Origin of the sequence: Ensifer aridi (assembly GCF_002078505.1) — a bacterium.
GTDB lineage: Bacteria > Pseudomonadota > Alphaproteobacteria > Rhizobiales > Rhizobiaceae > Sinorhizobium > Sinorhizobium aridi.
This window is the reverse complement of sequence record NZ_LUAV01000002.1, coordinates 165,293-178,087: the sequence shown is the minus strand read 5'-3', so window position 1 is coordinate 178,087 and position 12,795 is coordinate 165,293. Positions and strand designations below refer to the sequence as shown.

The window sequence follows — 12,795 nt, the reverse complement described above, 5'->3', positions numbered from 1 at the left end:
ACTTTTCCTCAACCCGCTCAGAGCGTCCGCGTGACGTGTTCGACGCGGAAGCACTCGATCGTGTCGCCGGGGCGGATGTCCTCGTAATTCTCGAAGGCCATGCCGCATTCCTGGCCGGACTGTACCTCGGAGACCTCGTCCTTGAAGCGCTTGAGCGTCTTGAGCTTGCCTTCGTGGATAACGACGTTGTCGCGCACGAGGCGGACGCCGACGCCACGCTCGACCTTGCCCTCGGTGACGCGGCAACCCGCGACCTTGCCGACCTTGGTGATGTTGAACACCTCCAGGATCTCGGCATTTCCGAGGAAGGTCTCGCGCCGTTCCGGCGAAAGCAGACCGGACATCGCCGCCTTAACGTCATCCACCAGGTCGTAGATGATGTTGTAGTAGCGTATCTCGATGCCGGCGCGCTCGGCCGCGTCGCGCGCCTGCTTGTTGGCGCGGACGTTGAAGCCGATGATGGCGGCATTCGAGGCTTCCGCGAGCGAGATGTCCGACTCGGTGATGCCGCCGGCACCCGAATGGACGATGCGCGCGCGCACTTCGTCGGTGCCGAGCTTCTCCAGCGCACCGGAGATCGCTTCGATCGAGCCCTGCACGTCGCCCTTGACGACCAGCGGGAACTCCTTGACGCCGGAGGTCTGTAGCTGGCTCATCATCTGCTCGAGCGAACCGCGCGAGCCGGACTGGCGTGCAACCGCCTTCTCGCGGGCAAGCCGCTGGCGATATTCGGAAATCTCGCGCGCACGGCTCTCGTTCTCGACGACCGCGAAGCGGTCGCCGGCGGCCGGCGTGCCGGAGAGGCCGAGGACCTCCACCGGTGTCGACGGTCCGGCGGACTTCACATGCTCGCCCTTGTCGTTGACAAGCGCGCGTACGCGGCCCCACTGGTCGCCCGCGACGATGATCTGGCCGGGCGTCAGCGTGCCCTTCTGAACGAGGACGGTGGCAACCGCACCGCGGCCGCGGTCGAGCTCGGCCTCGACGACGACACCCTCGGCCGTCCGGTTGGCATTGGCCTTGAGGTCGAGAATTTCGGCCTGCAGCAGGATCGCTTCGAGCAGCTTGTCGAGGTTCGTATGGTTCTTCGCCGAAACCTCGACGTCGAGAACCTCACCGCCCATGGATTCGACGAAGACCTCATGCTGCAGCAGCTCGGTGCGAACCTTCTGCGGGTTGGCGGTCGGCTTGTCGATCTTGTTGATCGCCACGATGATCGGCACGTTCGCCGCCTTGGCGTGGTTGATCGATTCGATCGTCTGCGGCATCACGCTGTCATCGGCCGCGACGACGAGGACGGCAATGTCCGTCGCCTGGGCGCCGCGGGCGCGCATGGCCGTGAAGGCGGCGTGGCCGGGCGTGTCGATGAAGGTGATCTTCTGGCCGTTCTGCTCGACCTGATAGGCGCCGATATGCTGGGTAATGCCGCCCGCTTCGCCGGCAACCACGTTGGCGTGCCGGATCGCGTCGAGCAGCGAGGTCTTGCCGTGGTCGACGTGACCCATGATCGTCACGATCGGCGGACGCGCCACCATCTCTTCTGCGGCGTCGGCAATGTTGAAGATACCTTCCTCGACGTCCGACTCGGAGACGCGCTTAACCGTGTGGCCGAATTCACCGGCGATGAGCTCGGCGAGATCGGCATCGATCAGGTCGCCCGGCTTCATCATCTGCCCTTCCTTCATCAGGAACTTGATGACGTCGACGGCGCGTTCGGACATGCGCTGCGACAGTTCCTGAATCGTGATGGTCTCCGGCAGCACGACTTCACGCGAGATCTTCTCGCGCGTTTCCTGCATCTGGCTGCGCTTGAACTTCTCCTGACGGCGACGCATCGCCGAGAGCGAGCGGCCGCGCTGACCACCGTCCTCGTCGACGGCGGCCGTAAGCGTCAGCTTGCCCTGGCGGCGGCCATCGTCGCCCTTCGGACGGGTGACGGGCTTTGCCGGCTCCGGACGCGCTACCTTGCCACGGACGGCAGCGGCGCCGCCGCGCGGGCGTTCATCCTCGTCCTCGAGGCTCGGCCGGCGGCCACGAAGCGCCGGGCTTACCGGAGCCTCGGGCGTGGGCGCGGCGGGAGCCGGACGCACCGGCTGCGGGCGGGCATCAGGGCGGCGCTCGGCGACGACCGGGCGCTCGTCCTCGAGACTCTCCTGAGCCTTCTCGGCTGCTGGACGCGCGGCCTCCTCGGCGGCGCGACGGGCAGCTTCTTCCTTCTCACGGGCGATGCGCGCCTCTTCCTCCACACGGCGGCGCGCTTCCTCTTCAGCGCGGCGCTTGGCTTCCTCGGCATCGCGAACCTGGGCTTCGGCAAGGGCGCGACGGCGGGCTTCCATCTCACCGGCCGAGAGGTCGTTTAGGACGACGCCGACCCGGGGACGGTTCTGCTCCGCACGCGGCTGATGTGGCTGTGGCTGCGGCGCCGGACGGCCGGCCGGATGCGGCTGAACGGGCCGCGGCTCGGCGGGCCGAGCCGCGGGCGTCGCACTCACCGGCGTAATCGGCCGCTCGTCCTTGTGCCGCGTCAGGCTGCCGAACTTCTTCTTGGTTTCGACCACGACCGCCTTGGTGCGACCGCGGCCCATATCCTGGCGCACCGTGCCCTGCTGCACCCCGGAGGGTTTCAGGGTCAGCGTCTTCTTGCCCGCTACGCTGAGTGTCTTGTCGTCTTTGTTGTCGGTCATTCCGTTCCGTTCCTAGCGATCAGGGCCGGATGCGTAACACCTGACCCCGTCTTCCAATTTGTCTCGAACAGCGCTCGCGATGCCGGCATCTGCCGGTGACGCGTGTCATTGCTGTGGCTTGCCAGCGCCGCCTTCGGCCCGGACCGGGACGGATCCTCGGTACTTTTCGAGCATGATTGCGCGCTTCACTACACCCTCACCCGCCTGCCCTGCAAGCGCTGCGGCATGGATAAAGGCATTACTTCCCAAAAGTCCGTCCATTTCCGCCGCCGTGAAGGGGCGGAAGGCGGGTATTTCCTTTTCGTCCTCGCTGACGAAGCTCATCGCCTTGCGAGCCTGATCGATCTTGCGGACGCCATCGGCGGCCGCATCGATCGCGTGGAAGACGGCAAGCGCCGCGAGACCACGCACCGCCTGCTCCGTCTTCATTGCACCGGAGACGAACTGGCCCGCCTTGCGCGCCATGTTCATCATGCCAGCGAGCTGCTCGACGAGAAGCCGCTCCACCTCGTCGGCAAGCGCCGCGTCGGCATTGACATCGGCCCGGAGCGCGCGGGCGAAGAGCTTCTTCGCCACCGCCTTCTCGACAAGCCCCCGCTCGGCCTTGACCCAGCAGCCGCGCCCGGGAAGCTGCCGCTTCAGGTCGGGCACGATGCGACCGTCGGGCCCGGCAACGAAGCGTATCAGCTCATCGGGAGAGCCGCTCTCGCGCGTGACGATGCAGGTCCGGCTGCTGCCGCTGCGGTCCTTCGGCCCCTTGTCCGAAGGCAGGGCGTCGGCCTCGGTCTCGACGATCATCGCGATCAGGCGTCCTGATCCGCGCCTTCGGCGACCTCGAGCGCCTCATCCTGCTCCTCGTCCTTCGCGAGATCCTCTTCGGTGATCCAGCCGGCAGCAAGCCGCGCCTGAACGATCATCGCCTCGGCCTCCTCACGGGTGACCTCGAATTTCGAGAAGATGCCCTCGAAGCGCTTGGTCTCGCCGTCCTTGCGCTCGGTCCAGCCGACGAGATCGTCGGCGGCGCAGCCGGCGAAATCCTCGACCGTCTTGACGCCCTCCTCGCCGAGAGCCACCAGCATCTGGCCGGTGAGGCCCTCGATCTGGCGCAGCTCGTCGGCAACGCCGAGCTCCCGGCGCTTGGCGTCCATCTCCGCCTCGATCTTGTCGAGATACTCGCGGGCGCGCGTCTGGATCTCGGTCGCGGTCTCCTCGTCGAAGCCCTCGATCGAGGCGATCTCGTCGAGCTCGACATAGGCAAGCTCTTCGACCTGGGCAAAGCCTTCGGAGGCAAGCACCTGGCCGACCATCTCGTCGACGTCCAAAGCCTCCATGAAGAGCTGGGTGCGCTCGTTGAATTCCTTCTGGCGCCGCTCGCTCTCTTCCTGCTCGGTCAGGATATCGATATCCCAGCCGGTAAGCTGCGAGGCGAGGCGGACGTTCTGGCCGCGACGGCCGATGGCGAGCGAAAGCTGCTCGTCCGGAACCACGACCTCGATGCGCTCGGCGTCCTCGTCGAGGACGACCTTTGTCACTTCCGCCGGCTGCAGGGCATTGACGATGAAGGAGGCCGGATCCGGGGACCACGGGATGATGTCGATCTTCTCGCCCTGGAGCTCGCCGACGACCGCCTGCACGCGCGAGCCGCGCATGCCGACGCAGGCGCCGACGGGATCGATCGACGAGTCGTTCGAGACGACGGCGATCTTGGCGCGCGAACCCGGGTCGCGGGCAACGGACTTGATCTGGATGATGCCGTCATAGATCTCCGGCACTTCCATGGTGAAGAGCTTCACCATGAACTGCGGATGCGTGCGCGACAGGAAGATCTGCGGGCCGCGCTGCTCGCGGCGGACGTCGTAGACGAAGGCGCGGACGCGGTCGCCGTAGCGCATGTTTTCGCGCGGGATCATCTCGTCGCGGCGAATGATGCCCTCGCCACGGCCGAGATCGACGATGACATTGCCATATTCGACGCGCTTGACGGTGCCGTTGACGATCTCGCCGACGCGGTCCTTGAATTCCTCATACTGACGGTCGCGCTCGGCCTCGCGCACCTTCTGCACGATCACCTGCTTGGCGGATTGAGCGGCGATGCGGCCGAAATCCATCGGCGGCAGCGGGTCGGCGATGAAATCACCGAGCTTGGCGTCCGGATTGCGGTCGCGGGCGAGCTCGATCGGGATCTGGGTCGAGTAGTCTTCGGCCTTCTCGACCACTTCCAGGAGGCGCTGGAGACGGATTTCACCGGTCTTCGGATTGATGTCCGCGCGGATGTTCGATTCCGAACCATAACGCGAGCGAGCCGCCTTCTGGATCGCGTCAGCCATCGCGGCCAGAACGATCTCACGGTCGATCACCTTTTCGCGCGCCACAGCATCTGCGATCTGCAGAAGTTCGAGCCGGTTAGCACTGACTGCCATATCTTGTCTCCGTCTGTTGCAGAGGCCTCGAGGGCGCACCCTGCCTTATTCGCTATCTCTGTCTTCGTCTTCGAAGTTTTCGTTGGCGGCGCGCGCGGCCTTCGCCTTCTTGTCGGCCGTTAGCGCATCGCGGATGAGGTCGTCCGTCAGGATCAGCCGCGCTTCGGAAAGGGCCGTGAACGGGATGGTGACGGTCGGCTCCTCGCCATAGGCCGGCTGATCACGCTCGAGCCGAAAACCGTCCTCGGTGACCGCCACGATCTTGCCGCGAAAGCGCTTACGCCCCTCGACCATCACCGAGGTCTCGCACTTCATCAGATGGCCCTGCCAGCGGACGAAATCGGACCTGCGCACCATCGGGCGATCGATACCCGGCGACGACACTTCGAGATGATACGCCTTGTCGATCGGATCTTCCACATCGAGCACCGGCGAGATCGCCTTCGAGACCTCTTCGCAATCCTCGACGGTCATGGTGCCGTCGTTGCGCTCGGTCATGATCTGCAGCGTCAGACCGTTCTGCCCGGACATGCGCACACGCACCAGGCGAAAGCCCATCTGAACCAGCACCGGCTCGATAATGTCGGCAATGCGCCGGTCGAGGCCCGTCTCGGTGATCAGCCGAGGTTCGTTTGCATTTTCAGCCGTTGTCGTATCAGACAAACGCTCGTCTCCTCATCGGACCGGCTAATAAAAAAGAGCGGGTCCTGTCGGGCCCACTCTTCATCTAACCGATCAAGAATTTGAGGCCCATATACGCTTCCTCGCCCCAAATTGCAAGGCTTGCGGCCAATCCAGGCAACGAACCCTCGCAAATTGCGACAAAGCCGAGCTAACCGCAAATTTCAGCGGCTGGCGCGCCACATTTCGAGGTTTATAACGAAGGCATCCTATATCGGCATCGAACGAGCGAGATCAAGAGGTGACGAACCGCATATCGCCGCTGGCTCCCTTCCGGCACGAAACATTCCGCACCATCTGGATCGCCAGCCTCGCCTCCAATTTCGGGGGGCTGATCCAGGCGGTGGGTGCGGCCTGGTTGATGACGTCGATCTCGCAATCGGTAAACATGGTGGCGCTGGTGCAGGCGTCGACCTCGCTGCCGATCATGCTCTTCTCCGTCGTCTCGGGCGCACTCGCCGATAATTTCGACCGGCGGCGGATCATGCTCGTCGCGCAAGGTTTCATGCTCGTCGTTTCGGCGGTTTTGACGATCTTTGCCTATTTCGGCCTGGTAACGCCGTGGCTGCTTCTCACCTTCACCTTCCTGCTCGGCTGCGGCACGGCGCTCAACAATCCGTCCTGGCAGGCTTCGGTCGGCGACATGGTCCCGCGAGACGACCTCCCGGCGGCGGTGGCGCTGAACAGCATGGGCTTCAACATCACCCGCAGCGTCGGTCCGGCAATCGGCGGCGCGATCGTGGCGGCCGCCGGCGCCGCGGCTGCCTTCGCGGCCAATGCGCTCAGCTATTTCGCAATTTTGTTCGCGCTTTTCCGCTGGCGGCCCAGTGTCCCGGAAAGCCGGCTGCCGCGTGAAACGCTCGGACGGGCCGTCTCCGCCGGGCTGCGCTACGTGGCGATGTCGCCAAACATCGGCAAGGTGCTCTTGCGCGGCTTCGCCTTCGGCGTCTCGGCGAGCGCCATCCTCGCGCTCCTGCCGCTCGTCGCGCGCGACCTCGTCGGTGGTGGCCCGCTCACTTACGGCATCATGCTCGGCGCCTTCGGCCTCGGCGCGATCGGCGGCGCGCTGCTCAGCGCAAGGCTCCGGGAGTTTCTGACGAGCGAGGCGATCGTGCGCTATGCCTTCGCGGGTTTCGCCTTGAGCGCCTTGGTCACGGCGATCAGCTCCGAGGCCTGGCTGACGTCACTCGTTCTCACCGTCTCCGGCGCCTGTTGGGTGCTGGCGCTGTCGCTCTTCAACACGACGGTACAGCTCTCGACGCCGCGCTGGGTGGTCGGCCGGGCGCTCTCCCTCTACCAGACCACTACCTTCGGAGGCATTGCCGGCGGAAGCTGGCTCTGGGGCGTGACCGCCGAACAATACGGCGCCGCCAATGCGCTCATCGGCTCCTGTCTTCTGATGCTCGCCGGCGCCGCCATCGGCCTGCGTTTCGCCCTGCCGGAGTTCACGTCGCTGAACCTCGACCCCTTGAACCGCTTCAACGAGCCGCTGCTTGCGCTCGACTTGAAGCCGCGCAGCGGTCCGATCGTGGTCATGATCGACTACGAGATCGCCGACGACGACATACCCGAGTTCCTGAAGACGATGGCCGAACGCCGCCGCATCCGCATTCGTGACGGCGCCGGGCATTGGGCGCTGATGCGCGACCTCGAAAACCCAACGACCTGGACGGAGACCTATCACGTGCCGACCTGGGTCGAATATGTCCGCCACAACCAGCGGCGCACGCAAGCCGACGCGTCGGTCGGCGACAAACTCACGGCGCTACATCGCGGCGACCAGCCGCCGCGCGTCCACCGGATGATTGAACGGCAGACGATCATCCCCGATCATTACGAGCGCTACAAGCGGCCGGTGGAGATGCATTGAGCGGCGGACAGGAAAATCCGACGCGTAATACCGGAGCCGAAATGCCGGTTTCGACCCCAACGCCGTCATTCGCCGGTGGCGCCCTGACTATGCTTCCGCTCGAAAGGAAGTCGCACCTGCCCAACAAGTCGTCCGCAGGCAATTCGGAATGCAGAGATCAACGGTAAACTGGAACAAGCCCTGTCGAAGCCGATCCTGTTCACTGCCTGCGTCGTGCTCGGACTCGCGCAGGTGATCGGTAGCGTTGTTCTGTATTTCGCTCACTGATTAGACGTGCACGGCGGCGGTGCCCATGGCGTCGTAGTGGCGGTGCGTTTCGCGGCCGACGCCACCGCAATGAATGCCGCCATACCCACTGCACCAAGGCACCCATTGGCCATCAACGCAACGTTGATCCCGAGCCGCTCCATCAATACGGAGAAAATGAACGGAGCAAGTGCACCCGCCACCAGCCGGGCGGCGGACATGCGGCCGGTAATTGCGCCGTAGCCAACCGATCCGAACAGCCAGAGCGGCAGCGCACCCTGGGCAATGCTGTTGATGCCCGATCCGAGACCAAGACAGATTGCGAAGACCACAGCACCAGGCAGCCACTTTCCGGATACGCCAAGAACGACAACAGCCACGACGATCAGGGCGGCCGAGAGCGTCGCGAGCATCGGTGGCGGCAGGTTCTTGCCGCATGCCATATTGATGAGCCTGCTCAAGACCTGCGCGGGCCCGAACAGCGACCCGATGACCACCGCTGCCGTGCCGAAACCGATCGATCCCAGCATTGGAACCATATGCGTCAGTATCGCCGAAAGCGCGAACCCCTGCAGGGCAAAAGCCAATGACACAAGAAACATGCCACGTCGCCTGACCTCCGGCGGAAGCGCGCCGACGATCGCCTCACCGTCTTGGCGGGTGAATGCGGCTGCTTCGGACCTCCGGCTTCGCATGATCCAATGGTGAAGCGGGAGGCAGACGAGCAGGTTCAATGCCGCGTAGGCGGTGTAGATTTCGCGCCATGTCAGGTGCTCATTAAGGCTCGTGGCGATCGGCCAGAAAATCGTCGACGCAAAGCCCCCGATCAAGGTGAGATAGGTGATGCTGCGTGAAGCCGCCTTGGGCCGGCTTTCCACAAGCGTCGCAAAAGCCGCCTGATATTGCACCATCCCGGATGCCACCTCCAGCAGCACGATCGCGAAAGCGAACACCGCTATCGAGGGAGACCACGCGCAAAGCATAAGGGCAAGTGCGGAGATCCCCGAGCCAATGGTCATGATCGTCGCAGCGCCGACCCGATCCATCCATCGCCCGACGAACGGGGCCGAAAGACCGCCCACGAGCAGCGAAGCGGAGAAGACGCCGAACACCTGCTCGACGTTCAGGCCGAGGTCGCGCGCCATCCCCGGCGCGAGAACGCTGAAGCTGTAGTAGAGCGTGCCATAGCCGACGATCTGGGTGAGACCGAGCGCGGCGACAATCGCCACGGGGATACCGGGCTTCATTTCAAGCATTCTCGCCTTCGATCGTGGCGGAGGAAGTCGGGCAGCACCCATCGTCCTGGTCGACGAGCGCACGTATGCCGGGGTGCCCGGCGCAGCAGTCCTCCATCAGGAACTTCACGACGCCGGACAGTGCATCGTAGTTGGCGCTGTAGAAAATCGAGCGGGCTTCCCGCCTCTGTGTGATCAATCCGGCCCGCTCCAGTTCCTTCAGGTGAAAGGACACATTCGACGGTGAAACACCCATGGTTTCTGCGATGGAGCCTGCTGCCATGCCATTGGGACCCGCCACGACGAGTGTTCTGACAATCCCCAACCGTGTCTCCTGAGAGAGAGCCGCAAAGGACATGAGGGCTTGACGTTCATCCATATTTCAACAATCCTAAAAATGTTGAATCAAGGAGTAGCCCAGATGACGCTCTCCCGCAATACCCGGCACGCGCCCGCCGACATCACGCTTGCCGCACTCTTGGAAAAGCTGGGAGAAGCTGCCGCCATGCCGCTCGTGTTCGAGTACGACGGCAAGACGGTCCGCGCTGGCTACCACGTCACGGAAGTCAAGGCTGGCCAGTTCTCCGCCTTGGATTGTGGAGCGAACCCCGAAGCATGGTCGGAAATCTTCGTTCAGCTCTGGGACGTCGATGACGGTGATCGCACGCACATGACGGCGGGGAAATTCTCGGCGATCGTCAGGAAGGTCTCCGAACACGTCGCCCTCGACGGCTCGGCGAAACTGACGTTTGAGGTCAGCGATGGCGTGAAGCCGATGCAACTCTACTGTGCCGAGGAACCCGTGGAGCGGGGTGACAGCCTCGTCGTTCACCTCGCACCCCGTCCGTCGAGCTGCAAGCCCCGGGACCGATGGCTGGCCGCACAGGTCGCCGCCTCACAATCGAGCTGCTGCGGCCCAACGCGCCCGGAATTCCGGTGACGGCCGCGGATCAGACATTAGTCCAGCGACTGTCGGACTTCCGCTCCCCACCCAGAGCAGCGTCTGCGTCGAGTACTAAGCGTCAGGTTTTCACACCCAAAGTCAGCGCAGCTTCGACTTCAGCGACGGATCGGGAAAGCAGGTCGGTGCCAGGCCGTTCTTGCCCTGCCAGTCGCCGAGCGAACGGCGTGTCTTGTAGCCGGGTAGCCCGTCGGCCTTGCCGACGTCGTAGCCCATGGCGACGAGCGCCTTCTGCATGCCGAGAACGTCGGATCGCAGCATGCCGCCCACATCGCCCCATGCGCTGCGGAAAGCACCGCCGCCCGTGGCGATGCGATCGGCGAGATTGCCGATATAAAGCGCGTAGAGATCGGAGTTGTTGTATTCCTTGATCACGTAGAAATTGGGCGTGACAATGAATTGCGGTCCGTGCGTGCCGGCCGGGACCAGCATCATGCCTGCGGCCGACCGCTCTCCTGCCGGAAAGGGCTTGCCGGAGATGCGGCCGATCCCCATGCCGGCCCATTCGGCAATCGGACGGGCGAGGTCCGGCCCCTCCTGGGCGCAGGAGACGCCTGCAGGGATCGCCACCTCGAAACCCCAGTCGCGGCCGCCCTGCCAGCCCTTCTCAGAGAGATAGTTGGCGATCGAGGCGAGGCTGTCCGGTACTGAATTCCAAATGTCGCGGCGGCCGTCGCCGTCGAAATCCACGGCATATTTCAGGAAGCTCGAAGGCAGGAATTGCGGCTGGCCCATGGCGCCGGCCCAGGAGCCGCGCATTTCCGCCTCCTGGACGTCACCGCTTTGAAGAATATGCAGCGCCGCGATCAGCTCGCGCCGGAAAAGCTCCGGCCGCGTCGACATGAAAGCCTTGGTCGCCAGCACATCCATGATCGGATGCGGGATCTTCGCTCGGCCGAAGCCGGATTCCTTGCCCCAGATGGCGAGAACGATCGGCCCCGGAACGCCATAGGTCTCTTCGATCCGCTTCAAGGTCGAGGCATGGGCGGAGGCGAGGCTGCGGCCGGTCGCGGCCAGCCCCTGAAGGCGTTTCTCCGAGAAATAGGAGCCGGGCGAAGAGAACTCGGCCTGGCTCTGTTTGCGTACCTTGGGTTTGGGAAAGCCGGGGGGCGCAAGGTCGGGCAGCTCCCAATTGAGCTTCACATCGGCAAAGGCCGCTTTGAAGGCCGCGCTCGAAACGCCGGCCTGCTGCGCCTCCGGCCAAAGGTCGCTCTGAAGCCATTGCCGGAACTGGTTTTCGACATCGGCCTTGGTGGCGGCGTAAGCCGGAAGGTGGAGGGTGAGGAACGCGGCGACGGTAGCGAGCAGGCCGGCGCGGCGCTTACCCCCCTCAGCGCAGAGACCGGCAAACCATGAGCGAACGCGAGATTTCAAACGCATCGGCATCCCTTCAAATGGTGGTGCGCGCCCTGAGCGCGGCGGCCAGCGTGCCCTCGTCGAGATAGTCGAGCTCGCCGCCGACCGGAACGCCATGGGCAAGGCGGGTGATCTTCACCTCCATGCCTTCGAGCTGGTCGGTGATGTAATGCGCCGTCGTCTGGCCTTCGACGGTGGCGTTGACGGCAATGATCAGTTCACGCACTCCGCCCTTGGAGACGCGGTCGACCAAGCCCCTGATGTTCAGGTCGTCCGGGCCGATGCCGTCGAGCGGCGACAGCGTGCCGCCGAGCACATGATAGGCGGCATTCATCGCCCCGGCACGCTCCAGTGCCCAGAGATCGGCGACGTCCTCGACGACGATGATCACCGACTGATCGCGCCGCTCGTCGGTGCAGACGGTGCAAGGGTCGATGGTATCGACATTGCCGCAGCAGGAGCAGATCTTGACCTTGCGATGCGCCTCGCCCATTGCCTCCGCCAGGGGGCCGAGCAATTGCTCCTTCTTCTTGACGAGATGCAATGCCGCCCGGCGGGCGGAACGGGGGCCGAGGCCCGGCACCTTCGCCAGGAGCTGGATGAGTTTTTCGATTTCTGGGCCGGTGACTCGCTTTGCCATGGCGGGCTTTTAGCGCATCTCGCCGCCGAACGGAATCGTCTTGAGCGCGTCAGCGCGTTGCAATCGCTACGGCCGCACCGGCCATCGTGCCGGCGCTGGCGCGATTGACGATCCTCACTGCGCGGCGGCTACTCAAGAACTGGCGCGCCTTGGCGGCCATCATGACCCAGGCGAGATCGATGACGACGAGAACGACGAACATGGTGGCAACGAGCTCCGCCCAGCCGAACAGGGTGACCGAGCCGAGATCGATGATCGAGGGCAGCAGCGCCACGTAGAACATCATGATCTTCGGATTGCCAAGGGTGATCGTCAGGCCGGCAAAGAACATCTTCGCCGCCGATCGTGCCTCCGGCAGGCTTTCGCCCGGCGTTTGCGGCTCGGCCGTCCACATCTTCCAGGCGAGGAAAAGGAGATAGGCGACGCCCGCCCATTTTATCGCGACGAACAGCCAGTGAAAGGTCTCGGCGATAGCTGCAAGGCCGGCGACCGCAAAGGAAAGCCAGATTGCCTCGCCGATCCACATCGCCAGAAGGAACGGCAGCACGTCACGCGCGCCCTTCGACAGTACCCGCGCGACGAGCGCCGCGATGCTCGGTCCGGGCGATCCGGCGGCAATCAACAGTGCTCCGGCAAACACCAGCAGCGACGCGACGGTCATGACGATCTCCTCCTCCAAGATGACGCGCGCTCGCTCTCATC

General features: G+C 64.3%; 11 protein-coding genes. 2 read left to right on the top strand and 9 right to left on the bottom strand.

Annotated features, from left to right (window positions below; all coding sequences use genetic code 11):
• Positions 1-17: 17 nt before the first annotated feature.
• From infB to rimP, 4 genes are all read right to left on the bottom strand, one after another.
• Entirely contained in the window at positions 18-2,684 is a 2,667-nt protein-coding gene (gene infB, locus AYK65_RS01135; protein ID WP_046120067.1) for a translation initiation factor IF-2, read from the bottom strand.
• Between the two features lie 105 nt (positions 2,685-2,789).
• Complete coding sequence (locus tag AYK65_RS01130; protein WP_026613629.1) at positions 2,790-3,482, bottom strand: RNA-binding protein; 693 nt, start codon at positions 3,480-3,482, stop codon at positions 2,790-2,792.
• Between the two features lie 5 nt (positions 3,483-3,487).
• Positions 3,488-5,104, bottom strand: a complete 1,617-nt coding sequence (nusA, locus tag AYK65_RS01125) for a transcription termination factor NusA (RefSeq protein WP_081157812.1) — start codon at positions 5,102-5,104, stop codon at positions 3,488-3,490.
• A gap of 45 nt (positions 5,105-5,149) precedes the next feature.
• Positions 5,150-5,767 carry a ribosome maturation factor RimP gene (rimP, locus tag AYK65_RS01120; RefSeq protein WP_026613631.1) on the bottom strand — a complete coding sequence of 206 codons (618 nt, stop codon included), beginning with the start codon at positions 5,765-5,767 and terminating at the stop codon, positions 5,150-5,152.
• Between the two features lie 259 nt (positions 5,768-6,026).
• On the opposite strand from rimP, the gene AYK65_RS01115 reads away from it, so the two are divergent.
• Entirely contained in the window at positions 6,027-7,655 is a 1,629-nt protein-coding gene (locus AYK65_RS01115) for an MFS transporter (protein WP_046120068.1), read from the top strand.
• 260 nt (positions 7,656-7,915) lie between these two features.
• Here AYK65_RS01115 and arsK read toward each other — a convergent pair whose 3' ends face one another.
• Entirely contained in the window at positions 7,916-9,148 is a 1,233-nt protein-coding gene (gene arsK, locus AYK65_RS01110) for an arsenite efflux MFS transporter ArsK (RefSeq protein ID WP_046120069.1), read from the bottom strand.
• A gap of 1 nt (position 9,149) precedes the next feature.
• The gene (locus AYK65_RS01105) at positions 9,150-9,515 is read right to left on the bottom strand and encodes an ArsR/SmtB family transcription factor (protein WP_081157811.1); all 366 of its coding nucleotides are present in this window, start codon (positions 9,513-9,515) and stop codon (positions 9,150-9,152) included.
• A gap of 42 nt (positions 9,516-9,557) precedes the next feature.
• On the opposite strand from AYK65_RS01105, the gene AYK65_RS01100 reads away from it, so the two are divergent.
• Positions 9,558-10,076: a DUF6428 family protein gene (locus tag AYK65_RS01100; RefSeq protein WP_081157810.1), complete on the top strand. Its 519-nt coding sequence runs from the start codon at positions 9,558-9,560 to the stop codon at positions 10,074-10,076.
• A gap of 102 nt (positions 10,077-10,178) precedes the next feature.
• Here the strand turns inward: AYK65_RS01100 and AYK65_RS01095 are convergent, their stop codons facing one another.
• From AYK65_RS01095 to AYK65_RS01085, 3 genes are read right to left on the bottom strand one after another with little or no spacing between them, the layout of a single operon-like run.
• Positions 10,179-11,477: a lytic murein transglycosylase gene (locus AYK65_RS01095; protein WP_244559942.1), complete on the bottom strand. Its 1,299-nt coding sequence runs from the start codon at positions 11,475-11,477 to the stop codon at positions 10,179-10,181.
• Positions 11,478-11,487: 10 nt separating this feature from the next.
• Complete coding sequence (gene recR / locus AYK65_RS01090; RefSeq protein WP_026621831.1) at positions 11,488-12,093, bottom strand: recombination mediator RecR; 606 nt, start codon at positions 12,091-12,093, stop codon at positions 11,488-11,490.
• A 49-nt stretch (positions 12,094-12,142) separates the two neighbouring features.
• Positions 12,143-12,754, bottom strand: a complete 612-nt coding sequence (locus AYK65_RS01085) for a LysE family translocator (RefSeq protein WP_046120113.1) — start codon at positions 12,752-12,754, stop codon at positions 12,143-12,145.
• Positions 12,755-12,795: the final 41 nt, after the last annotated feature.

Bases quoted from the DNA above. Each gene is read 5' to 3' on its own strand.
- infB (WP_046120067.1), bottom strand. From the start codon at position 2,684: ATGACCGACAACAAAGACGACAAGACACTCAGCGTAGCGGGCAAGAAG.
- arsK (WP_046120069.1), bottom strand. From the start codon at position 9,148: ATGAAGCCCGGTATCCCCGTGGCGATTGTCGCCGCGCTCGGTCTCACC.
- AYK65_RS01105 (WP_081157811.1), bottom strand. From the start codon at position 9,515: ATGGATGAACGTCAAGCCCTCATGTCCTTTGCGGCTCTCTCTCAGGAG.
- AYK65_RS01100 (WP_081157810.1), top strand. From the start codon at position 9,558: ATGACGCTCTCCCGCAATACCCGGCACGCGCCCGCCGACATCACGCTT.
- AYK65_RS01095 (WP_244559942.1), bottom strand. From the start codon at position 11,477: ATGCGTTTGAAATCTCGCGTTCGCTCATGGTTTGCCGGTCTCTGCGCT.
- AYK65_RS01085 (WP_046120113.1), bottom strand. From the start codon at position 12,754: ATGACCGTCGCGTCGCTGCTGGTGTTTGCCGGAGCACTGTTGATTGCC.
- nusA (WP_081157812.1), bottom strand. From the start codon at position 5,104: ATGGCAGTCAGTGCTAACCGGCTCGAACTTCTGCAGATCGCAGATGCT.
- AYK65_RS01130 (WP_026613629.1), bottom strand. From the start codon at position 3,482: ATGATCGTCGAGACCGAGGCCGACGCCCTGCCTTCGGACAAGGGGCCG.
- recR (WP_026621831.1), bottom strand. From the start codon at position 12,093: ATGGCAAAGCGAGTCACCGGCCCAGAAATCGAAAAACTCATCCAGCTC.